Genomic DNA, 20,521 nt, shown 5'->3' with positions numbered 1-20,521 from the left:
GATGTTGCAAGCAAACGCCACCCTTGCGGATGGCGTTTGCCGGTAGGTGATGTGGTAAGTGTGCGCCGGCCTTGTGTCAGGCGGATTTATTGCCGCCCGCCGAACAACGGGTACTTGGTGCCGCTGGTCAGGTTGAGCATCTGCGAGGTGGGCAGGATGTTGCTGATGACGCGGTTCCAGCGAATGAGGTCGGAGGCATCCACATAGACGATGTCGCGCGGCTTGAGCGGGAAGCGGTCGGCCAGCAACATGGCATCCGGCGAACGGCCGTCGAGGTGGAAGAGTTCCGGGGTGTCGTCGTCGCTGCGCATGACGTAGATCCAGCGCGGGCTGGCTTTTTCCTGGTTGATGTAACCGGCGTCGCCCAGGGCTTCAGCCAGGGTGGAGCGCTTTTTGTTCATGAGCATGGAACCGGGCTTGAGCACTTCACCGAGCACAAATATCTTGTTGTAGCTGCGGTCGAGCACGTTGACGATGTCGCCGGGTTCGAGCATCGCGTTTTGTTCGGTGGCGCCCTCTTCGTACATGGCCTGGATGTCGACGCGGTAAGTGGAGCCCTTGCGGGTGAGCAGCACGCGGCTGAAGTCTGCCTCGGTCGAGAAGCCACCGGCCCGGTTGACGGCTTCGAGCACGGTCATGGGGATGTCGGTAATTTCCTGGTTGCCAGGTCTATTCACTTCACCGACGACGTAAACCCGCTTGCTGCGATAGACGGCCACGCGCACGTCGAGTTGGACCTTTTCGATGAACTTGGCGAGCTTGGCGGCCAGGGCGTCGCGGACTTCGCGGGTGGTCCTGCCGGCCACCTTGAGCACGCCGGCGTAGGGGTAGAAGATGGTGCCGTCTTCGGAAACGACAGTGCCAGCCTGCTCGGCGGTACGGAAGCTACCGGCCGGCGTGGTCAGTTCGGGGTGGTCCCAAACGATGATGGTGATGATGTCGCCGGGGCCGAGCTTGTAGTCGCCGACCTTGGCTGCCGGGTCGACCGGGGTGGCCTTTGCGGTTTCCTTGCTGGCGCCGACGCCGACTTCTCGGAAGGGACGGGCCGATTTGTACATGTCGATGATCAGCTCGGAGTTGATCTGCCGAACCTTGACGTTTTCCGGCACGACTTCGTCGCCTTTCTTGACCGGGATTTTGTTGTCCGACTGATCGCGACTGGAGTAACTGGGATTACCCGGCGAGATGGCACAGGCAGTCATGCCGCAGACAACTAGGGCGGTCATGACGGCGCGCAGGGCCATGGGTCGAATATCAGACATCTTCATTCCAGAACTCCCAAATTTCTTTCCTGTAGGCCGTTTGGACCGCCTACCCATTTTCATTACAGCCGGGCTCTACTGCGCTTACAGTTTGCCCAGCCAGGATTCGATTGCCATATCGATCAGGCGCAGTGATTCGCCATGCGCTTCACGACCTCGCCGGTACGGGTCGGCGATTTCCATGTTCATCCAGTGCCCCAGCAGGAAGGTTTTGCCCCTTGCTGCCGGATCGATATCGAGCAGGGCGTCGCGATGGTACTTTTCCATGACCAGCACGAGATCGACCTTGCGCAGGATATCGACTGTCAACTGCCTGCCCCGATGACCGCCAAGGTCGATGCCCCGCTCCAGCATCAGCGCCTGCGTAGTCTCATCTGCCGCGCGCCCGTCCAGCGCAGCCACCCCGGCCGATTGAACAACACCCTGCCAAGCTTCTCGCCGTGCGAGGCGATCTCTCAGGAAATATTCCGCAGCGGGACTACGGCATATATTTCCTGTGCAGACAGTGAGAATACTTTTAAACAAAACCGTTATTTTTCAAATACCAAGAGGCTGAATTCTACACCCGGACGGCATCAGCATCTTTCTTTGACACGCTCAACTCGACCTCGTAAAAGACGGCGCTGCCTTGGGAAGAGCGACGCTCGCCGCCGCGGATGCAATATTTGGGTGCCTCGCCCTTCTGACGACGCGGGTCGGCACGACGATCGTTGTCGCCATTGCGATGCATGAAGAGGCGGACCTGGGCTTTCGGCAGGTAGCTGAGATGCTCCTTGATCTGCACCATCAATGCCTTGGTGGCGCCTACCGTGACTTCATTGACGTCTTCATCAAGCTCCACCAGGGCAAATACGTTGCTGCCCCCCAATGCTTTGTTGTCGACCGTATGCAGGCTGAGGCGATATTCGAATCGCCGCCCCAGATCTTCGATAACGTTGCCCAGAACCCGCTTGGCCTCGGCTTCGGTGAAATAACCAACAAACACCCCGCGTGCCGCAACCGAGGGCAGACCCAGCCAGGCGTTAAGACGAGACAGGTTGGGAACGACCCGCCAAGGCCGGAATATGACGTAGAAGTAGCTGGCAAACACCATCAGGAAGGCACCGAACATCAGGTATTCGGGAACATTGAAATACTCTCCGGCCAGCCCAATGACTACCAGCAAGACCTGAACCAGAATGACCATGCGGACCGTATCGCTCACCCGGAAACCGGCCCGCAGGAAGAGGTGGTGGAGGTGGTGGCGGTCGGCATGAAATGGCGACTTGCCCAGCCAGACGCGGCGCAGCATGACGCTCACCGTATCGAGCAGCGGAACGCCAAACAGCCACAGGGCGGTGACCGGCGCCATGGCCGCTTGCTCGCCTTGAGATAGGCCGATCAGCATCCATGCAAAGACAAAGCCGAGCAGCATGCTGCCGTTGTCGCCCATGAAGACGCGAGCCTTGAGGTTGCCTGGGTAGCGCAGGTTGAAATAGAGGAAGCCGGCCAGGCCGCCCATGAGGGCCACAGCCATCGTCAGGTAGCCCATCTGGCCGGAGGTTACCGCAATCATGGCAACACCCGCCATGCTGCTAAATGACAGCGAACCGGAAAGGCCATCGATGCCGTCGATCATGTTGAGGGCATTGATCAGACCAACCGTGGCAAAGATGGTGAACGGGATGGCGAGCGCACCCAAATCGGCGGATAACCCAGGCACCAACTCACCGAGCGAGGACAGCCCCACATCGCCCAGAAGCACCATCGCCACAGCAACCAGCGCCTGGATGACAAACCGGACCTTGAAAGAGAGATGCCAGATGTCGTCGGCAAAACCCGTCACGAAAAGGACTGCAGCACCAAGCACGACCACGCGCAAGGGCAAGGCTGACAACTCGGGAAACAACCCCTCCCCCACAGCCAATACGGCAAACATCACGACAACGATACCAAAACCGCCAACGAACGGCGTACTCGCATCGTGCTGCTTGTGCCCGCCAGGATGATCGAGAACCCCGAAACGTGCCATGAGCGCCATCCCGATCCGAATAACCAGGCCAGACACAATGAGACAAACGACAAAAAACAGGCTCAACGACATGATCGTCCCCAACAATCCATTTGACAGAATTGTTTCTTCGAAAGAAACACTATTTATGCATTTGGAGTTTCTCTGGACCCCATTTACGCACCTCCCCAAACACTCCCATAGGTGCAATATTCATGCCAAATTCATAACAATTTAATTTATATGGAAATGTCTTTTGAATATTTCGGCCTTGCTCTGAACATGGAAAGGATTCCGACACTGCAAGTGCACAACATTGTAACAACCCGGAACGCATATGAAAAAGACGAGGCCATGAATTTTATGTGTTTATAACCAACATGATATAACTTTGGTTATACAACAAAGCACTCAACGCACGGTTCAAGACAGTTAAAATTTACTGCAATGCAACACAACAACCAATGTTGAATTCAAAGACATATTCTTTACACAAATACGTCATGTATTGCAGACATAAAAAAAGCGGCTTTCGCCGCTTTTTTTTGCATCTTATCGTCGAGTCATACAGCCTTGCGGCGGCGCAAAGTCAAGCACGTAGCAAGCCCCAGACCCAACAGTGCGAGAGAGCCGGGCTCCGGAACATTGATGCTGCCGTTAACTGCGAAGACACCATCGATCCGAGCATTCTTCAGCGGATCAGCGGGAGCCCCCGGAATCACGCCATTGTCGAGGGCCAGGAAGATGTTTTCGAACTTGGTGCCAACAAGATTGGTTTCATCAATGAAAACCTCCAGCGCATCCTGGCGGACGGTGTAGGCCACATCAACTGAACCGGATACCGGCCCGGTCAGGAAGCCATTCAGGCCAAACAGGCTGGCAAAAAAGGTGGTGGCACCAAAGCCACTCAGCGTAAGGTGACCGGTGTAATCCAAGGTCTGGGCGACACCATCGAGCAACAGGGTGGTTGCATTCACCCCGTTGAAGTTCATGTTGATCAGTCTGGTGCTGGTATTGGTGACGCTGATATAGCCCGTACCCAGGCCTGCACCCTGCGGATACGTCACGCCCAAGTCGAAGCCCGGCACGCCGTTGTAGTCGATACCACCCGCAAAGCCCGGCATGGCCTGGGCGCTGTAGGTACCAGCCGTCGGCACCTGGATGCTGACGGCGCCATTCAGATTGGTAAGACTGATGCGGAAACGCTGATCAGCGTCCGGCAGCGTCAGGCTGGCACCAGGCTGGTCCACACCGAACTGATCGATGACGAACCTGCCATTCAGGCCGGCGAAGCTGGTGGTGTATCCGGCGTGAGCGCTGGCCGCACCCAGCGTAGCTGCGACTCCGAGCGCAAGAGCAATCTTCTTCATATCCAATACCCCTAAAAAACAAGCAAATTTCAATGCATGGCGATGCGACAATTCAATATCAACATGCCAAACAGTAGCCGCATTTCTGTAGCAATAACTGGTCCACTTCGCCTAGTTCCCTGTACTTTCAGAAGAAACAATAAATGACAAAGCAATTTTTAAAAACCATGTAAAGAATATCGACACCCATTACGAATATGACAATGGATTGTCAATTGCTTAATTTGAAAACATTGCGCTAATGAATGACAAGTCGACGTGTGCGAACAATTAGCCACGCCAATTCAGCGGCAATGATGTCGCTCTTCGGGGACAGGAATCGGCCGAGATACGGCCGGACACGAAACTGATCGCGTCAGAAAAAGTTCGGCTTAGCGCACAAACAAAGGAATGGCTGATTCAGCCCTACGCAATACTCGATACTTTTCAGCCGTCGGGTATCGGCAACACACGACCGATCAGGCCGTGTAAATATCTTTGGGATCTTTTAGAACCGGATCGACCGGAACCCAGCGCTTGCCGCTGAGCTCATTGAAGAAGCAACTTTCACGGCCGGTATGACAGGCTATGCCGCCGACCTGCTCAATACGGAGCAACAGGACATCGCCATCGCAGTCAGTTCGAATGGAGAGAATCTTCTGGAAGTGACCCGATTCCTCGCCCTTGCGCCACAGACGCTTCCTTGAACGCGACCAGTATACCGCGTTGCCGCAGGCTATCGTTTCCTGCAGCGACTCGCGGTTCATGTAGGCGAACATCACGACCCGCCCGTTCTGGTCCTGCGCGATGGCGGGAATCATGCCGTCGGCGTCCCACTTGAGGGCAGTCAGCCAGTCGAGGGAATTGTCGAGATCGCTCACAGGCGGACTTCGATCCCGCGCGTTGCCATGTATTCCTTGGCCTGGCGCACGGTGTATTCGCCGAAGTGGAAGATAGAGGCGGCGAGCACGGCGTCGGCGCGACCTTCGGAGACGCCGTCGGCCAGGTGCTGCAGGTTGCCGACGCCGCCGGAGGCGATGACCGGGATCTTGACCGCATCGGACACGCCACGGGTCAGCGGCAGATCGAAACCGTTCTTGGTGCCGTCACGGTCCATGCTGGTGAGCAGGATTTCGCCGGCGCCCAGCGCCTCGACCTTTTTCGCCCATTCGATGGCATCGAGGCCGGTATCGTTGCGGCCGCCGTGCGTAAACACGTGCCATTTGCCCGGCGCCACCTGCTTGGCGTCGATGGCGACGACGATGCACTGCGAGCCGACCTTGCTCGACGCGTCGAACACCAGGTCCGGATTCTGCACCGCGGCCGTGTTCATCGACACCTTGTCGGCCCCGGCATTGAGCAGGCGACGGACGTCCTCGACCTTGCGCACGCCGCCGCCGACGGTCAGCGGAATGAAGACCTGCTCGGCGCAGGCTTCGACGATGTGCAGGATGATGTCGCGCTGGTCGCTTGAAGCCGTGATATCGAGGAAGGTCACCTCGTCGGCCCCCTGCTCGTTGTAGCGGCGAGCGATCTCGATCGGATCGCCGGCATCGCGCAGGCCGACGAAATTGGTGCCTTTGACGACACGACCGGCCGTGACGTCGAGACAGGGAATGATGCGCTTGGCGAGCATCAGGCGCCCGCTTTGGGCAGCAATTCGTCGGCCAGTTTCTGGGCCGCGGCGAAGTCGAGGGAGCCGTCGTAGATGGCACGACCGGCAATGGTGCCGACCACGCCCTCGCCCTCGACGGCGCACAGCGCCTTGATATCGTCGAGATTGGACAGGCCGCCGGAAGCGATGACCGGAATGCTCAGCGCCTGCGCCAGGCGCACGGTGGCTTCGATATTGATGCCGGACAGCATGCCGTCGCGGCCGATATCGGTGTAGATGATCGACTCGACGCCGTAATCCTCGTATTTCTTACCCAGATCGACCACGTCGTGGCCGGTCAGCTTGGACCAGCCATCGGTCGCCACCTTGCCGTCCTTGGCATCGAGGCCGACGATGATGTGGCCGGGGAAGGCGACGCAGGCGTCGTGCAGGAAGCCTGGGTTCTTGACCGCCGCGGTGCCGATGATGACGTAGGACAAACCGCCATCGAGGCAGGCCTCGATGGTGTCGAGGTCGCGGATGCCGCCACCGAGCTGGACCGGGATTTCGTCACCGACCTCGGCCAGGATGGCCTTGATCGCCGCCGCGTTCTTCGGTTTGCCGGCGAAGGCGCCGTTCAGATCGACCAGATGCAGGCGGCGCGCGCCCTGGTTCAACCAGTGCCGCGCCTGCTCGGCAGGGCTTTCGGAAAAAACGGTGGCCTGTTCCATCAGGCCCTGTTTCAAACGGACGCACTGGCCGTCCTTGAGGTCAATCGCAGGAATAATCAGCATGGGAGTCTAGGAGAATAAATTCGACGAAAGCGAATCAGGGGTGCCACTCGACAAAGTTCTTCAGCAACTGCAAACCGTCGCGGGCGCTTTTCTCGGGGTGGAATTGAACCGCGAAGATATTATCCCGCCCCACCGCACAGGTAAAGGGGACGCCATACTCGCAAGTGCCGGTCACCAGCGCCGCATCGGCGGGCTGCACGAAATAGCTGTGCACGAAATAGAAGCGGGCACCATCGGCGATGCCATGCCACAGGGCATGCGACACCTGGTGCACCTCGTTCCAGCCCATGTGCGGCACTTTCAGGCGCTCGCCGGTGGGCAGGAACATTTTTTCATCCGGGAAACGGACGACATTGCCGGCGAAGACGCCGAGCGCCGGCACATTGCCTTCGTCGCTACGCTGGAACAGCATCTGCTCGCCGACGCAGATGCCGAGGAAAGGTTTTTCCTTGGCGGCCTGCAGGACGGCGGCGCGCAGGCCGCGCGCGTCGAGTTCGGCCATGCAGTCCGGCATCGCCCCCTGGCCGGGGAAGACGACGCGTTCGGCAGCCGCCACCACGGCCGGGTCGGCCGTGACGACGACCGGCTTGCCGCCGGAGACATGCTCCAGCGCCTTCGACACGGAACGCAGGTTGCCCATGCCGTAGTCGATGACGGCGATGGCGCCGTCGCCCTTGCTGCCAACGCTCACAGGGTGCCTTTCGTGGACGGCATGGTGCCGGCCATGCGCGGATCGGGCGTCACCGCCATGCGCAGGGCGCGACCGAAGGCCTTGAAGATGGTCTCGGCCTGGTGATGGGCGTTCTTGCCGCGCAGGTTGTCGATGTGCAGCGTCATGCCGGCATGATTGACCAGACCGTGGAAGAATTCGCTGAACAGATCGACATCGAACTGGCCGATCATCGCCCGCGTGAAATCGACGTTGAGCTCCAGGCCGGGGCGGCCGGAAAGGTCGATCACGACGCGCGACAGCGCTTCATCGAGCGGCACGTAGCTGTGGCCGTAGCGGGTCAGGCCCTTCTTGTCGCCCCAGGCCTTGGCCAGCGCCTGGCCGAAGGTGATGCCGATGTCCTCGACGGTATGGTGGGCGTCGATGTGCAGATCGCCCTTGGCGTCGATGTCGAGGTCGATCAGGCCATGACGGGCGATCTGGTCGAGCATGTGGTCGAGGAAAGGCACACCGGTGGCGAATTTGCCCTGGCCGGTGCCATCGAGGTTGAGGCGCACGGTGATCTGCGTCTCGAGGGTATTACGGGTAACTTCGGCTTGCCGCATGACGGTTGGCTGCAAAACGTTGAATCGGAAGGGCATGATACCATTTCGGCCTGATTTTCCGCTTTCCGTGAATTCCCATGAGCCGCTTCTGGAGCCAGGTCGTTAACGACCTCACCCCCTACGTCCCGGGCGAACAGCCCAAGATCGCCAACCTGATCAAGCTGAACACCAACGAGAACCCCTATCCGCCCTCGCCCAAGGCGCTGGCCGCGATTCAGGCGGAACTCGACGGCGACGCGGCGCGCCTGCGCCTCTACCCGGACCCGAACGCCGACCTGCTCAAGGCGGCCATCGCCCGCCACCACGGCGTTTCGGCGCAGCAGGTCTTCGTCGGCAACGGCTCGGACGAGGTGCTGGCCCACATCTTCATGGCCCTGCTCAAGCACGACGCGCCCATCCTGTTCCCGGACATCACCTACAGCTTCTATCCGGTGTATTGCGGGCTGTACGGGGTCGACTACCAAAGCGTGCCACTGGCCGACGATTTTTCCATCGATCCGGCCGACTACGTGGGCAAGCCGAACGGCGGCATCATTTTCCCCAATCCCAATGCGCCGACCGGCCGCCTGCTCGCGCTCGACGCCATCGAACGGATCGCCAAGGCCAACCCGGATTCGGCCATCGTCGTCGACGAAGCCTATGTCGATTTCGGCGGCGAATCGGCCATCAAGCTGGTCGACCGCTACGACAACCTGCTGGTCGTCCATACGCTGTCCAAGTCGCGCTCGCTGGCCGGCCTGCGTGTCGGCTTCGCGGTCGGCCACCCGGCCCTGATCGAGGGGCTGGAACGGGTCAAGAACAGCTTCAACTCCTATCCGCTGGACCGCCTGGCCATCGTCGGCGCGGTCGCGGCCATGGATGACACCGCCCACTTCGAGCAGTGCTGCCGGGCCGTGATCGCGACCCGCGACACGCTGTCAGCCGACCTGGCCGGCCTCGGCTTCGAGGTGCTGCCGTCGGCGGCCAATTTCATCTTCGTCCGCCATCCGCAGCGCGACGCGGCCGAACTGGCCAGGGCGCTGCGCGAACGCAGCATCATCGTCCGCCACTTCAAGCTGCCGCGCATCGAGCAGTTCCTGCGCATCACCGTCGGCACCGATGCCGAATGCCAGGCGCTGGTCGCCGGGTTGCGCGGCATTCTCGGCTGATGCCCATGGAAACCGTCTGGAAACGCCCCGACGGCAGCATCGTCGCCTGCACCGAGAAGATCAAGGTCCTGCGCGAAAACCTCGAAGAACTGCGCCAGATGGCGCAGGACGCCTTCGAGGACGCGTTGCTGATGGAGTGCGACGAAAACCAGATCAGGGCCGTCTTTCAGGACCTGATCACCGGCCTCGAGAACCCCTACCGACAGGATCGCTAGGGCCTGCCGGACAGGCGACGCTAGGGCATCCAGAACCTGGCCGACTCGGTAGCCGCCACGGCGGGGTCGGCCACATCCTCGACCCGGATGCGAATGTTGTGCGCTCCAGCACCGACGGCGCCCTGCTCCAGCGACAGCACCAGCGCCGCTTCGCCAATGGCCGCAGCAGGCACAGATACCTCCTGCTCGTCGGCAATGCGCAGGCCAGGCAGGCCGTCAACGGAAATGCGGTAGCGGCGCGTCTGCTCGCTGGCATTGGTCAGCTGCAGGGTATAGCTGTTCTCGATGCTGCCGTCCGCCGCCTCCCGCGACATGGCGGCCCGGTCGCGGATCACCGACACCTTGAGCGGCACCTTGGTGGCCAGCGACCAGGCCGTGGCAAGGGATACCGACAGGAATATGGCCAGATAGATGAGCACCCGGGGGCGGAAGGCACGGCGGATTATCTCGCCCCGCGTTGCCTTGTTGAGCACCGCATTCTCGGTTGAATAACGAATCAGTCCCCGCGGATAACCCATCTTGTCCATGACCTGATCGCAGGCGTCGACGCAAGCCGCGCAGCCGATACATTCGAGTTGCAAGCCATCGCGGATATCGATGCCGGTCGGGCAGACCTGGACGCAAATGCTGCAATCGATGCAGTCGCCCAGCCCCACCGAGCGCGGGTCCGCTCCTTTCGCCCGCCCGCCGCGCGGGTCGCCGCGCTCCTTGTCATAGGTAATGTTCAGCGTGTCGCGGTCGAACATCACGAACTGGAACTGGGCGTAGGGACAGATGTACTTGCACATGTGCTCCCTCAGGAACCCGGCATTTCCGTAGGTGGCGGCACCGTAGAAGAATACCCAGAAGATTTCCCAGGGACCGAGGGAGAAGTTGCCCACCCCCGCCAGCAACTCGCGGATGGGGGTGAAATAGCCGACGAAAGTCAGGCCGGTCCACAACGCCAGGGCCAGCCACAGCCCGTGCTTGGCGCTCTTGATCGCCAGCTTGCGCGGCGACCAGGGAGCGGCGTCGAGCTTGATCCGCTTGGGACGGTCGCCTTCCACCAGGCGCTCCAGCCACAGGAATATCTCGGTATAGACCGTTTGCGGACAGGTATATCCGCACCACAGGCGCCCGGCGACGGCCGTGAACAGGAACAGCGCCAGTGCAGAAAGCGCCAGCAGGATGGCCAGGTAGATAGTGTCCTGCGGCCACAGAACGAAATCGAACAGATAAAAGCGGCGGGCGTCGAGATCGAACAGGACCGCCTGCCGGCCGTTCCAGGGCAGCCAGCACAAGCCGTAGAAAACGAGCTGGGTGAGCCCGACCATGACCCAGCGCCAACGCTGGAAATACCCCGTGATCGACCGTGGATAGACTTTCGCATCGACATCGAGCACGGGCTTTATCTCGATCACTCTCTTGCTGGGCTTGTTCTCTGACATCGTCTGGGGTTGGTATGTCCGTATTGAGTCGGGATAGACTGCCAATGGCGTATCATGAAACGCCACGTGAAGATGTATATTTTATACATCTTAAAAGCAAACAACGCCAGAAATGAAATGTAGTCCGCTCGGCGCGGATGACACCTTATGCACCTGAGCACCTTTACCGACTACACGCTACGCGTACTGATGTATCTGGCCGTCGCCAGGGACCGCCTGGCAACCATCTCGGAACTCGCCACCGCCTATGGCGTTTCGCAGAACCACCTGATGAAGGTCGTGCATCAGTTGTCCAGGAGCGGGCTCGTCGAATCGGTTCGCGGCAAGGGCGGCGGCATCAAGCTGGCACGTCGGCCGGACGAAATCCGGCTGGGTGGCGTCATCCGCGCCAGCGAAGGCGACGCACCCATCGTCGAGTGCTTCTCCGCAAACAAAAACGGCTGTCGCATTGCCCCGGCCTGTCGCCTGAATCGCATACTTGCCCAGGCTTTCGACGGCTTGTTCGAGGCTCTCGACGCCTACACGCTCGCCGACCTGACCGGCAACGACCAGGAGCTCGCCGCGCTGATGCGGCTCGGCACCCCGCCGGGCCGCCTGCCCAAGGGCCCGGCGGATCGTCCGGATCGCTCAGACCCAACCCGACAGGCCGATCGCCCCGCCCAGGACAATTAGCCAGAGCGGATGCAGCCTGGTCTTCAGATTGACGAAGACCGTCGCCCCGACGATCAGCCACGCCGCCCAACCGAAGGCTGCCGCCTGGGCGATCAGCGTCGCCCCCGAAAAGATCAGGCCGACCGCCAGCGGCGCCACGCCAATGCTGATCGCCTTCTGCCAGCGCTTGCCGGCGAAGCTTTCCCAACGGTCGATGAGCTGGTAGATGAGGACGCTCATCGGCAGGCACATGGCCGTCGTCGCCGCCAGCGCCCCGGCCAGACCGGCAATCTCCCAACCAATCAGCGTCACGACCAGCACGTTCGGCCCCGGCGCCGCCTGGGCGATGGCATAGAGATGGGTAAAGGTCGCATCGTCCAGCCAGTGGTGATTGTCGACCACGACGCGGTGCATTTCCGGCAACAGGGCCGTGGCGCCGCCGAAAGCGACGCCGGAGAGCAAGGCGAATTCGAGGAAAAGCTGCAGGGCGATCATCGCCGGCCCAGTTTCCAGTAGGCCACCCCACCGGAGAGCAGCAAGCCGCCGAGCATGACCAGCGGCATCGGCCAGCGCAGCCACGCGATGGCGGCGACGACCAGGATCGTGAAGGGCAGGAAGGCCGCCTTGTCCTTGATCGCCATCGCCATCCGCCAGGCCATCGCGAACAGCAGGCCGCAGCCGACGGCGGCGATGCCGCGCAACATGCCCTGCGCCAGCGGCAAACTGCCGTAGGCGTCGTAGAGCATGGCGAGCACCAGCACGATCAGGAAGGGCCCACCGAGCAGGCCGACCGGCGCCACGATGGCGCCCGGCAGGCCCTGGTAGCGCTTGCCGACGACCACCGCCAGATTGATGACGTTCGGCCCGGGCAGGAACTGGCACAGACCAAGCTGGGCGTTGAATTCCTCGGCCGTCATCCAGCGCCGCTCCTCGACCAGCATGCGCCGGGCAAAAGGCAGTACGCCGCCGAAACCGGAAAGACCGACCGACGAAAATCCCAAAAAAAGCGCCCGGAGGTCCGGGCGGTTTTGCGGTTTCTGGCTGGCTAGGCTCAAGGTCGTTTCCGGCTCAATTTTCCAGGCGGAATTCCGCCGACTTGGCATGCGCCGGCAGGCCTTCACCCTGCGCCAGCGTCGAGGCGATGCGGCCCAGCGTCTGGGCACCGTCCTGCGACACCTTGATCAGGCTGGTCCGCTTCTGGAAGTCGTAGACGCCGAGCGGCGACGAGAAGCGGGCGGAACCGGAAGTCGGCAGCACGTGGTTCGGGCCGGCACAGTAGTCGCCGAGCGATTCAGAGGTGTAGTGGCCGATGAAGATGGCGCCGGCATGGTGAATCTGGGCGACCCACGGGTCGGGATCGGCCAGCGCCAGTTCGAGGTGTTCCGGCGCGACGCGGTTGGCGATCGCCACCGCCTCGGCCAGATCGCGCACCAGGATGAAGGCGCCACGGTTGGTCAGCGAGGTCTCGATCACTTCGCGGCGCGGCATGGTCGGCAGCAGTTTTTCGACGCTGGTCTGCACCTGCTCGATGAAAGCGGCGTCGGTACAGATCAGGATGGACTGCGCCAGTTCATCGTGCTCGGCCTGCGAGAAGAGGTCCATCGCCACCCAGTCCGGGTTGCCCGAGCCGTCCGAGACGACGAGAATTTCCGACGGGCCGGCGACCATATCGATGCCGACGATGCCGAACACCCGGCGCTTGGCCGTGGCGACATAGGCGTTGCCCGGACCGACGATCTTGTCCACCTGCGGCACGGTCTGCGTGCCGTAGGCCAGCGCGCCGACGGCCTGGGCGCCGCCCATGGTGAATACCCGGTCGACGCCGGCCAGGCAGGCTGCTGCCAGGACCAACTGGTTGTGCTCGCCGCCCGGGGTCGGGACGACCATGATCAGTTCCCCGACGCCGGCGACCTTGGCCGGAATGGCGTTCATCAGCACCGACGACGGGTAGGCCGCCTTGCCGCCCGGCACGTAGAGGCCGACGCGATCGAGCGGGGTGATCATCTGGCCGAGCATGGTGCCGTCGGCTTCGGTGTAGGACCAGCCTTCCATGCGCTGGCGCTCGTGGTAGGCCTTGATGCGGCCGGCAGCGGCTTCGAGGGCGGCGCGGCGCTCGGCCGGCAGGCCGTCGAGGGCCTTCTGCATTTCCTCCCTGGAGAGCTCCAGATCGGCCATCGAAGCGGCGGTCAGGCGGTCGAACTTGTTGGTGTACTCGACGACGGCCGCATCGCCGCGCGTCTTGACGTCGGCCAGGATGCCGGCAACGGTGCGTTCGATGTTCTCGTCGGCCGCCGCCTCGAAGGCGAGCAGCGCATCCATTTTCGCCTTGAAATCGGCATCGACCGTGGAAAGACGCTTGATAGCCACCATGATGTTACTTCTCCACCGCCTGGGCAAAGGCGTCGATAATCGGTTGCAGGGTTTCGCGCTTGACCTTCAGCGAGGCCTGATTGACGACCAGGCGCGACGAAATGTCCATGATGTGCTCGCAGGCGACCAGCTTGTTGGCCTTCAGCGTGCCGCCGGTCGACACCAGGTCGACGATGGCATCGGCCAGGCCGGCCAGCGGCGCCAGCTCCATCGAGCCGTAGAGCTTGATCAGGTCGATATGGACACCCTTGGCGGCAAAATGTTCGCGCGCCGTCTTGGTGTATTTCGAGGCCACCTTGAGGCGAGCGCCCTGGCGCACGGCATTGTCGTAATCGAAGCCCTCGGGAATGGCGACCATCATCCGGCACTTGGCGATATTCAGGTCGAGCGGCGCGTAGAGCCCCTCGCCGCCATGCTCGATCAGCACGTCCTTGCCGGCCACGCCGATGTCGGCGGCACCGTACTGGACATAGGTCGGCACATCGGTGGCGCGGACGATGACCACCCGCACGTTCGGCTGATTGGTCTCGATGATCAACTTGCGGGAGGTTTCCGGGTTCTCGGTCGGCACGATCCCTGCGGCCGCGAGCAGCGGCAGGGTTTCGTCGAAAATGCGGCCCTTGGACAGGGCGATGGTGATGGTCGTCACGGGCAGGCTTGCTAAATAGGCGAAAGCGCCATTTTAGCAGAGCCCCTTACAGATACCCGAGGTGACGCGGCAACCAGAGGGCCAGATCGGGCACAAAAGTCACCAGGAACATCGTTCCGGCCATCGCCGCCACCATCCATAGCACCCAGGGCACGGTCGATTCCATCGACACGCCGGCCATCCGGCAGGTCACCATCAGGTTCACGCCGAGCGGCGGGTGGAACTGACCGAGGGCCATGTTCATCGTGATGATCACGCCGAACCACACCAGATCCCAGTTGAAGTGCATGGCGATGGGCACCAGCAGCGGCAGGAAGATGAAATAGATCGAGATGGCATCGAGGAACATGCCGGCGATCAGCAACAGCAACTGGATGCTGAGCAGCATCGGAATTTCCGACAGCCCGGTGCCGAGCAGGGCCGCCGCCAGATGGTCGAAGGTACCCAGCGTGTTGCTCGCCCAGGCGAAGACGCTGGCCAGCGCGACGACGGTCAGGATCACCGAGGAAATCTCGGCCGATTCGACGAGGACGTTGTAGATGTCCTTCCAGTTCAGCGTGCGGTAGATCACCGTACCGACCAGCACACCGTAGAACACCGCGACGACTGCCGCCTCGGTCGGCGTGAACAGGCCGCTGCGCATGCCGCCGAGAATGATGACCGGCGCCGCCAGGCCCCAGCCGGCCTCTTTCAGGCTTTTCCAGAACAGCGGGCGCTTTTCCTGCACATCCGCCTCGAAGCCATGCTTCACCGACAGCCACCAGGCGACCAGGATCAGCGTCAGGCCGGACAGGATGCCGGGAATCATGCCGGCCGCGAACAGCGCCGGCACCGAGGCCTGCGGCACGAGCAGGCTGTAGATCACGAAGGCGATGGACGGCGGGATCAGGATATCCGTCGAACCGGCAGCGGCGATGACGCCGGCCGTAAAGGAGCGCGGATAGCCGGCCTTGAGCATCGACGGCAGCATCACCGCGCCGACCGCCGCCGAATCGGCCGGCCCGGAGCCGGAAATGCCGCCCAGGATCATCGCCACCAGGATGGCGACGATGGCCAGGCTGCCCCGGCGCTGGCCGACCAGCGCCGACGCGAAGCGGACGATGGTGGCCGCCACGCCGGCTTTTTCGAAAATCAGGCCGGCAATGACGAAGACCGGGATGGCCATCAGCGGATACTTGGCGATGCCGGTATAGACGTTGGTCGGCAGCGACAGCATGCCGAAGTCGGCGATCGCCACCACCGCCACGCCGGCCAAGCCCATGGCCACGGCCAGCGGCACACCGGAAAACATCAGAACGATGAAAATGCCGAAGAGTATCCAGTCCATCACTTGCCCCCTCGCCACAGCACCGCCAGCAGGCGCAGCACGATAAGAACGGAGAGCAGCGGCAGCCAGACGGTGTACCACCATTGCGGCACGCCGAGCGACGGCGAGGTCACTTCGAAACTGTAGTCGTCCCAGGCCATCAGCACACCGTACCAGGCGAGCAGGCCGAACATGATCAGCGAACAGAGCGTTGCGAGGCGACGGGCGGCACCGTGCAGGGCCGGCTTGCGATCGACGAAGAAGCTGATGGCGATATGGTGGTTGCTGGCGAAGGCGTGCGATGCGCCAACCAGGGTCATGACCACCAGCAGCGCCACGGAAATTTCCTCGGTGAAAGCGAAGGAAATATCGGTGAAGTAGCGGACCAGCACATTGGCCATGGTCAGCAGGCACAGCACGCCCATCGAGGCGGCCATCAGGAAACGCTCGATGGCACCCAGCGTCAGCTTGCCGCCTGGGGCGGCCTTGTCGGATTCAGACATGGATCACTTCTAGAAAAACGAAAACGCCGCGCCAACCCGTGGTCGGCGCGGCGGGACAAGGACAGGCTCAGCGCTTGGCGATGGCCGCTTCGGCCTTCTTGACCAGATCGGCGCCGATGGTCTTGGCCCACTTGTCGTACACCGGACGGGTGGCCTGAACGAAAGCGTCGCGCTGGGCCGGCGTCAGTTGGGTGACGGTCACGCCGGCAGCCTCGATCTGCTTCAGCACGGCGTTGTCGTTGCCGGCAATCCCCTTGCGTGCCTTGTCGACGTTCTCGCGACCGGCCTGCAGCGCGGCCTGGCGCACTGCCTCGCGGTCGGCCGGCGTCCAGCTGTTCCAGACCTGCTTGTTGACCACGAAAATCAGCGGATCGGCGACGTAATGCCACAGGGTCAGGTATTTCTGGCCGACCGTCGGCAACTTGGCGGCGACGAAAACCGACAGCGGATTTTCCTGGCCGTCGACCGCCCCGGAAGCCAGGGCCGGCTGGGCATCGGCCCAGCTCATCTGGGTCGGGTTGGCGCCCAGCGCCGAGAAGGTCTCGTTGTACAGCGGCGACCCGACGACGCGGAACTTCATGCCCTTCATGTCGGCCGGCGAGGCGATCGGACGCTTGGAGTTGGACATCTCACGGAAACCGTTCTCCCCCCAGGCCAGCGGAATCACGTCACCGCGCTTTTCCAGCACGGCGAACAGATCCTTGCCCACTTCGCCCTGGGTCAGCGCGTCGATCGCCTTGTAATCGGGCATCAGGAAAGGCAGTGAAAAGAGATTGAGTTCCTTGATCTGCGGTGACCAGTTGATGGTCGAGCCGATGGACATGTCGATCACACCCTGGCGGATGGCGGTGAATTCGCGCGTCTGTTCGCCGCCGACCAGCGAGTTGCCGGAGTAGAGCTTGATGTTGATGCGCCCTTGCGTCTTTTCCTTGACCAGTTCGACCCAGCGTTCGCCGGCCTGCCCCCAGGTGAAAGCCGTACCCAGCGTGGTCGACAGACGGTATTCGGCGCGATAGGTCTGCGCCTGGACGGCGGCGGCGCCAAACATGGCTGTGGCCACGGCAGCGGCGATGAAGGTTCTGCGCAACATCGATGTCTCCTCGTTCTTATGGGGCAAAGAATCGATTATGGCCGCTGCCCATGCCATGCGCAACCGGGCGTAAACGCAAAAAAGCCCGGCAAGCCGGGCTTTTCGCGATCAACAGGGCGACTTAGTCGGCCTTGTTGATGTTCGCGGCTTGCTTGCCCTTCGGGCCGGTAACGATGTCGAAGGTGACCTTCTGGTTTTCGACCAGGGTCTTGAAACCGTTGCCTTGAATTGCGGAGAAGTGAGCGAAGAGGTCTTCACCGCCGCCGTCCGGAGAGATGAAACCAAAACCCTTAGCGTCGTTGAACCACTTGACGGTACCAGTTGCCATTTGTAGCTTCCTTGGAAAAGATTGAAAAAATTACGAGAGCCAAGACCGAGGAGCTGACAAACCGATTACGGTGCAGGAACAACACACTGCCTGGAAATCCCGAGTTGGAGAGTATGGAGCAGCATTTCGAATACGCCAAGCATTTTTTTCACTTTTCGTTGACGGGACGCCTGGCAAGTAAAGTTTCAGCAACGAAACAACGCCCGGCAGCCCCCCCCGACGATCAATGCACCCGCTTGACGGAGGCACCCAGTTTGGCCAGCTTTTCCTCGATCCGTTCGTAACCGCGATCCAGATGGTAGATACGGTCGATCAGGGTTTCGCCGTCCGCCACCAATGCCGCGATGACCAGCGATGCCGAGGCGCGCAGGTCGGTCGCCATCACGGTCGCCCCCTCCAGTCGCTCGACGCCGCGCACGATGGCATTGTTGCCTTCGATCTGGATATTGGCACCCAGGCGCATCAGCTCGTTGACGTGCATGAAGCGGTTTTCGAAGATGGTTTCGCGGATGGTCGCCACCCCATCGGCCACGCAATTGATGGCCATGAACTGGGCCTGCATGTCGGTCGGGAAGGCCGGGTACGGCGCCGTGCGCAGGCTGACCGCCTTGAGCCGCTTCGGGGCGACCAGGTGGATGGCATCGCGCTCGACGGTGATGTCGCAACCGGCATCCATCAGCTTGTCGACAACGGTATCCAGATAGGCGGCCGAGGTTTTCAGCAGGCGGATATCTCCGCCAGTTACCGCCGCGGCGCACAGGTAGGTGCCGGTTTCGATGCGGTCCGGCATGATGGCGTGCGTCGCGCCGTGCAGCTTGTCCACACCCTGGATGCGAATGACGTCGGTGCCGGCGCCGGAAATGCGGGCGCCCATGGAAATCAGGCAGTTGGCCAGATCGACCACTTCCGGCTCGCGAGCGGCGTTCTCGATGATCGTCTCACCCTCGGCCAGACAGGCGGCCATCATCAGGTTCTCGGTACCGGTCACGGTGACCATGTCGGTACAGATGCGCGCGCCCTTCAGGCGGGTCGCCTTGGCATGGACGTAGCCCTGTTCGACCTTGACCTCGGCGCCCATGGCCTGCAGGCCCTTGATGTGCTGATCCACCGGCCGGGCGCCGATGGCACAACCGCCGGGCAGCGAGACGCGAGCCTCGCCGCCGCGGGCGACCAGCGGGCCGAGCACAAGGATGGAGGCGCGCATGGTCTTGACCATTTCGTACGAGGCGACCGGATTGTTCAGGCCGCCGCCGTTGAGCACCAGGCCATCCACGCCGTCCATGGTGACGCCGACACCCATGTCGCCGAGCAGGCGCAGCATGGTCGAGATGTCGTTCAGGTGCGGCACGTTGGTGAAATGCACCGGTTCGGCGGTGAGCAACGAGGCGCACAGGATGGGCAGCGCCGCATTCTTGGCGCCGGACATGGCCACTTCGCCGGAGAGCACTTTGCCCCCTTCAATCAACAACTTATCCACGCTGGGCGCTCCATTCTTCCGGGGTGAGGGTTTTGAAGGACAAGGCGTGCAACTCGCCGGTCGCCAGCTTTTCCCGCAGGGTTTCATAGACGCGCTGCTGGCGCTGTACGCGGCTCTTGCCGATGAATTCGCTACTCACGACGATGGCCTGGAAATGCTGGCCGTCGCCGTCCAGTTCGAGAAAATCGCAGGCCATGCCGGCCAGGATCAGTTGCTTGATATGTTCGGGGTGCATGTGACTCAGGCTCTAAGCTTCCAGCCTCGCTTCAGCAAGCCCAGCGTCCCCCAGGACACGGCAGCGAAGCAGGCAACGACGACCAGCAGACTGGTTTCAGGCGCCACATCCGAGACGCCGAAAAAGCCATATCTGAAGCCGTCGATCATGTAAAAAACAGGATTGTAATGCGACACGCCCTGCCAAAATGCAGGCAAGGTGTAAATCGAATAGAAAACGCCGGACAACATGGTCAGCGGCATGATCAGGAAATTCTGGAAGGAGGCCAGCTGGTCGAACTTTTCGGACCAGATGCCGGCAATCATGCCGAGCGCGCCGAACAGGGCGCCGCCGAGCATCGAAAAAACAACAATCCAGAGCGGCGCCACCACCTTCAGCTCGACAAACCAGACGGTCGCCAGCAGAACGCCCAAGCCGACCATCAGGCCGCGCAAGACGGCGGCCAGGACATAGGCGGCGAAAAAGGCCCCGTAGGGAATCGGCGGCAGCAGCACGAAGACGATGGAGCCGGTGATCTTGGCCTGAATCAGGCTGGACGACGAATTGGCGAAGGCGTTCTGCAACACCTGCATCATGACCAGGCCGGGAATCAGGAAGCTGGTGTAGCGCACGCCGTGCACCGTGACGTGATCGTCGAGGACATGACCGAAGATCAGCAGGTAGAGCAGCGCCGTCAACACCGGCGCGGCAACCGTCTGGAAAGCCACCTTCCAGAAGCGCAGGAATTCCTTTTCGAGCAGGGTCAGAAAGCCGATCACGACTGCAGCGTCCTGACGAACACCTCTTCCAGCGACGCTCCCGGGCTGTCTCTTATACACATCTGACGCTGCCGACGATATGCAGGGTGTTGGTCTCGGG

Annotated in this window: 24 protein-coding genes; 3 read left to right on the top strand and 21 right to left on the bottom strand. The window is 61.6% G+C overall.

Annotated features, from left to right (window positions below):
- Window positions 1-86 precede the first annotated feature (86 nt).
- The 9 genes from Q0P59_RS01365 to hisB all read right to left on the bottom strand — a co-directional run bounded on the left by Q0P59_RS01365 (window position 87) and on the right by hisB (window position 8,264).
- Window positions 87-1,262 carry a polysaccharide biosynthesis/export family protein gene (locus Q0P59_RS01365; protein ID WP_295002703.1) on the bottom strand — a complete coding sequence of 392 codons (1,176 nt, stop codon included), beginning with the start codon at window positions 1,260-1,262 and terminating at the stop codon, window positions 87-89.
- 84 nt (window positions 1,263-1,346) lie between these two features.
- The gene (locus Q0P59_RS01360; protein ID WP_295002701.1) at window positions 1,347-1,787 is read right to left on the bottom strand and encodes a low molecular weight protein-tyrosine-phosphatase; all 441 of its coding nucleotides are present in this window, start codon (window positions 1,785-1,787) and stop codon (window positions 1,347-1,349) included.
- Between the two features lie 34 nt (window positions 1,788-1,821).
- Complete coding sequence (locus tag Q0P59_RS01355; protein ID WP_295002698.1) at window positions 1,822-3,345, bottom strand: MraY family glycosyltransferase; 1,524 nt, start codon at window positions 3,343-3,345, stop codon at window positions 1,822-1,824.
- Between the two features lie 470 nt (window positions 3,346-3,815).
- On the bottom strand, window positions 3,816-4,622 hold the full coding sequence (locus Q0P59_RS01350) for a PEP-CTERM sorting domain-containing protein (RefSeq protein WP_295002696.1): 807 nt from the start codon (window positions 4,620-4,622) through the stop codon (window positions 3,816-3,818).
- A 458-nt stretch (window positions 4,623-5,080) separates the two neighbouring features.
- Window positions 5,081-5,482 carry a phosphoribosyl-AMP cyclohydrolase gene (gene hisI, locus Q0P59_RS01345; protein WP_295002694.1) on the bottom strand — a complete coding sequence of 134 codons (402 nt, stop codon included), beginning with the start codon at window positions 5,480-5,482 and terminating at the stop codon, window positions 5,081-5,083.
- The gene (gene hisF / locus Q0P59_RS01340) at window positions 5,479-6,240 is read right to left on the bottom strand and encodes an imidazole glycerol phosphate synthase subunit HisF (protein ID WP_366090145.1); all 762 of its coding nucleotides are present in this window, start codon (window positions 6,238-6,240) and stop codon (window positions 5,479-5,481) included. Before hisF ends, hisI begins: the two co-directional genes overlap by 4 nt.
- Complete coding sequence (gene hisA / locus Q0P59_RS01335; RefSeq protein WP_295002690.1) at window positions 6,237-6,989, bottom strand: 1-(5-phosphoribosyl)-5-[(5-phosphoribosylamino)methylideneamino]imidazole-4-carboxamide isomerase; 753 nt, start codon at window positions 6,987-6,989, stop codon at window positions 6,237-6,239. Before hisA ends, hisF begins: the two co-directional genes overlap by 4 nt.
- 34 nt (window positions 6,990-7,023) lie before the next feature.
- Window positions 7,024-7,680, bottom strand: a complete 657-nt coding sequence (hisH, locus tag Q0P59_RS01330) for an imidazole glycerol phosphate synthase subunit HisH (protein ID WP_295002688.1) — start codon at window positions 7,678-7,680, stop codon at window positions 7,024-7,026.
- On the bottom strand, window positions 7,677-8,264 hold the full coding sequence (gene hisB, locus Q0P59_RS01325) for an imidazoleglycerol-phosphate dehydratase HisB (RefSeq protein ID WP_295002687.1): 588 nt from the start codon (window positions 8,262-8,264) through the stop codon (window positions 7,677-7,679). Before hisB ends, hisH begins: the two co-directional genes overlap by 4 nt.
- A 77-nt stretch (window positions 8,265-8,341) precedes the next feature.
- Here hisB and hisC point away from each other — a divergent pair, with 77 nt between their 5' ends.
- On the top strand, window positions 8,342-9,412 hold the full coding sequence (gene hisC / locus Q0P59_RS01320) for a histidinol-phosphate transaminase (protein ID WP_295002685.1): 1,071 nt from the start codon (window positions 8,342-8,344) through the stop codon (window positions 9,410-9,412).
- A 5-nt stretch (window positions 9,413-9,417) separates the two neighbouring features.
- Window positions 9,418-9,627 carry a hypothetical protein gene (locus Q0P59_RS01315; protein WP_295002683.1) on the top strand — a complete coding sequence of 70 codons (210 nt, stop codon included), beginning with the start codon at window positions 9,418-9,420 and terminating at the stop codon, window positions 9,625-9,627.
- Window positions 9,628-9,647: 20 nt separating this feature from the next.
- Here the strand turns inward: Q0P59_RS01315 and ccoG are convergent, their stop codons facing one another.
- Window positions 9,648-11,054, bottom strand: a complete 1,407-nt coding sequence (gene ccoG, locus Q0P59_RS01310) for a cytochrome c oxidase accessory protein CcoG (RefSeq protein ID WP_295002681.1) — start codon at window positions 11,052-11,054, stop codon at window positions 9,648-9,650.
- 147 nt (window positions 11,055-11,201) lie between these two features.
- Here ccoG and Q0P59_RS01305 point away from each other — a divergent pair, with 147 nt between their 5' ends.
- Entirely contained in the window at window positions 11,202-11,726 is a 525-nt protein-coding gene (locus Q0P59_RS01305; protein WP_295002679.1) for an Rrf2 family transcriptional regulator, read from the top strand.
- Here Q0P59_RS01305 and Q0P59_RS01300 read toward each other — a convergent pair.
- The 11 genes from Q0P59_RS01300 to Q0P59_RS01250 all read right to left on the bottom strand — a co-directional run bounded on the left by Q0P59_RS01300 (window position 11,682) and on the right by Q0P59_RS01250 (window position 20,421).
- Window positions 11,682-12,200, bottom strand: a complete 519-nt coding sequence (locus Q0P59_RS01300; protein WP_295002677.1) for a chromate transporter — start codon at window positions 12,198-12,200, stop codon at window positions 11,682-11,684. The genes Q0P59_RS01305 and Q0P59_RS01300 overlap by 45 nt on opposite strands.
- A complete protein-coding gene (locus Q0P59_RS01295; RefSeq protein WP_295002675.1) occupies window positions 12,197-12,760 on the bottom strand; it encodes a chromate transporter in 564 nt (187 codons plus the stop codon). Before Q0P59_RS01295 ends, Q0P59_RS01300 begins: the two co-directional genes overlap by 4 nt.
- A 13-nt stretch (window positions 12,761-12,773) precedes the next feature.
- Window positions 12,774-14,075, bottom strand: a complete 1,302-nt coding sequence (gene hisD, locus Q0P59_RS01290) for a histidinol dehydrogenase (protein WP_295002673.1) — start codon at window positions 14,073-14,075, stop codon at window positions 12,774-12,776.
- 4 nt (window positions 14,076-14,079) lie between these two features.
- Window positions 14,080-14,724 carry an ATP phosphoribosyltransferase gene (hisG, locus tag Q0P59_RS01285; protein ID WP_295002671.1) on the bottom strand — a complete coding sequence of 215 codons (645 nt, stop codon included), beginning with the start codon at window positions 14,722-14,724 and terminating at the stop codon, window positions 14,080-14,082.
- A 46-nt stretch (window positions 14,725-14,770) separates the two neighbouring features.
- A complete protein-coding gene (locus Q0P59_RS01280) occupies window positions 14,771-16,051 on the bottom strand; it encodes a TRAP transporter large permease (RefSeq protein ID WP_295002669.1) in 1,281 nt (426 codons plus the stop codon).
- Window positions 16,051-16,533: a TRAP transporter small permease gene (locus tag Q0P59_RS01275; RefSeq protein WP_295002667.1), complete on the bottom strand. Its 483-nt coding sequence runs from the start codon at window positions 16,531-16,533 to the stop codon at window positions 16,051-16,053. The genes Q0P59_RS01280 and Q0P59_RS01275 overlap by 1 nt, the downstream gene beginning before the upstream one ends.
- Before the next feature lie 67 nt (window positions 16,534-16,600).
- Complete coding sequence (locus tag Q0P59_RS01270; RefSeq protein ID WP_295002665.1) at window positions 16,601-17,623, bottom strand: DctP family TRAP transporter solute-binding subunit; 1,023 nt, start codon at window positions 17,621-17,623, stop codon at window positions 16,601-16,603.
- Window positions 17,624-17,744: 121 nt separating this feature from the next.
- A complete protein-coding gene (locus Q0P59_RS01265) occupies window positions 17,745-17,951 on the bottom strand; it encodes a cold-shock protein (RefSeq protein ID WP_295002663.1) in 207 nt (68 codons plus the stop codon).
- 223 nt (window positions 17,952-18,174) lie between these two features.
- Window positions 18,175-19,428 (bottom strand): UDP-N-acetylglucosamine 1-carboxyvinyltransferase, encoded by a 1,254-nt coding sequence (gene murA / locus Q0P59_RS01260; RefSeq protein WP_295002661.1) that lies wholly within the window; start codon window positions 19,426-19,428, stop codon window positions 18,175-18,177.
- Entirely contained in the window at window positions 19,421-19,663 is a 243-nt protein-coding gene (locus Q0P59_RS01255; RefSeq protein WP_295002659.1) for a BolA family protein, read from the bottom strand. The genes murA and Q0P59_RS01255 overlap by 8 nt, the downstream gene beginning before the upstream one ends.
- Before the next feature lie 5 nt (window positions 19,664-19,668).
- Window positions 19,669-20,421, bottom strand: coding sequence for an ABC transporter permease (locus tag Q0P59_RS01250; protein WP_295002657.1), 753 nt, complete (start codon window positions 20,419-20,421; stop codon window positions 19,669-19,671).
- Between the last annotated feature and the right edge of the window lie 100 nt (window positions 20,422-20,521).

Origin of the sequence: uncultured Dechloromonas sp. (genome assembly GCF_945957265.1) — a bacterium.
In the GTDB taxonomy this organism is placed as follows: Bacteria; Pseudomonadota; Gammaproteobacteria; order Burkholderiales; family Rhodocyclaceae; genus Azonexus.
Note: the sequence above shows the minus strand (reverse complement) of the source record. Positions and strands in the feature narration are given on the sequence as shown.

What these genes read in the sequence shown, in the direction of transcription:
- Q0P59_RS01365 (WP_295002703.1), bottom strand. Translation starts at nt 1,262, where the DNA reads ATGTCTGATATTCGACCCATGGCCCTGCGCGCCGTCATGACCGCCCTA.
- Q0P59_RS01355 (WP_295002698.1), bottom strand. Translation starts at nt 3,345, where the DNA reads ATGTCGTTGAGCCTGTTTTTTGTCGTTTGTCTCATTGTGTCTGGCCTG.
- Q0P59_RS01350 (WP_295002696.1), bottom strand. Translation starts at nt 4,622, where the DNA reads ATGAAGAAGATTGCTCTTGCGCTCGGAGTCGCAGCTACGCTGGGTGCG.
- hisA (WP_295002690.1), bottom strand. Translation starts at nt 6,989, where the DNA reads ATGCTGATTATTCCTGCGATTGACCTCAAGGACGGCCAGTGCGTCCGT.
- hisB (WP_295002687.1), bottom strand. Translation starts at nt 8,264, where the DNA reads ATGCGGCAAGCCGAAGTTACCCGTAATACCCTCGAGACGCAGATCACC.
- hisC (WP_295002685.1), top strand. Translation starts at nt 8,342, where the DNA reads ATGAGCCGCTTCTGGAGCCAGGTCGTTAACGACCTCACCCCCTACGTC.
- Q0P59_RS01315 (WP_295002683.1), top strand. Translation starts at nt 9,418, where the DNA reads ATGGAAACCGTCTGGAAACGCCCCGACGGCAGCATCGTCGCCTGCACC.
- ccoG (WP_295002681.1), bottom strand. Translation starts at nt 11,054, where the DNA reads ATGTCAGAGAACAAGCCCAGCAAGAGAGTGATCGAGATAAAGCCCGTG.
- Q0P59_RS01305 (WP_295002679.1), top strand. Translation starts at nt 11,202, where the DNA reads ATGCACCTGAGCACCTTTACCGACTACACGCTACGCGTACTGATGTAT.
- Q0P59_RS01300 (WP_295002677.1), bottom strand. Translation starts at nt 12,200, where the DNA reads ATGATCGCCCTGCAGCTTTTCCTCGAATTCGCCTTGCTCTCCGGCGTC.
- hisD (WP_295002673.1), bottom strand. Translation starts at nt 14,075, where the DNA reads ATGGTGGCTATCAAGCGTCTTTCCACGGTCGATGCCGATTTCAAGGCG.
- Q0P59_RS01280 (WP_295002669.1), bottom strand. Translation starts at nt 16,051, where the DNA reads ATGGACTGGATACTCTTCGGCATTTTCATCGTTCTGATGTTTTCCGGT.
- Q0P59_RS01275 (WP_295002667.1), bottom strand. Translation starts at nt 16,533, where the DNA reads ATGTCTGAATCCGACAAGGCCGCCCCAGGCGGCAAGCTGACGCTGGGT.
- Q0P59_RS01270 (WP_295002665.1), bottom strand. Translation starts at nt 17,623, where the DNA reads ATGTTGCGCAGAACCTTCATCGCCGCTGCCGTGGCCACAGCCATGTTT.
- Q0P59_RS01265 (WP_295002663.1), bottom strand. Translation starts at nt 17,951, where the DNA reads ATGGCAACTGGTACCGTCAAGTGGTTCAACGACGCTAAGGGTTTTGGT.
- Q0P59_RS01255 (WP_295002659.1), bottom strand. Translation starts at nt 19,663, where the DNA reads ATGCACCCCGAACATATCAAGCAACTGATCCTGGCCGGCATGGCCTGC.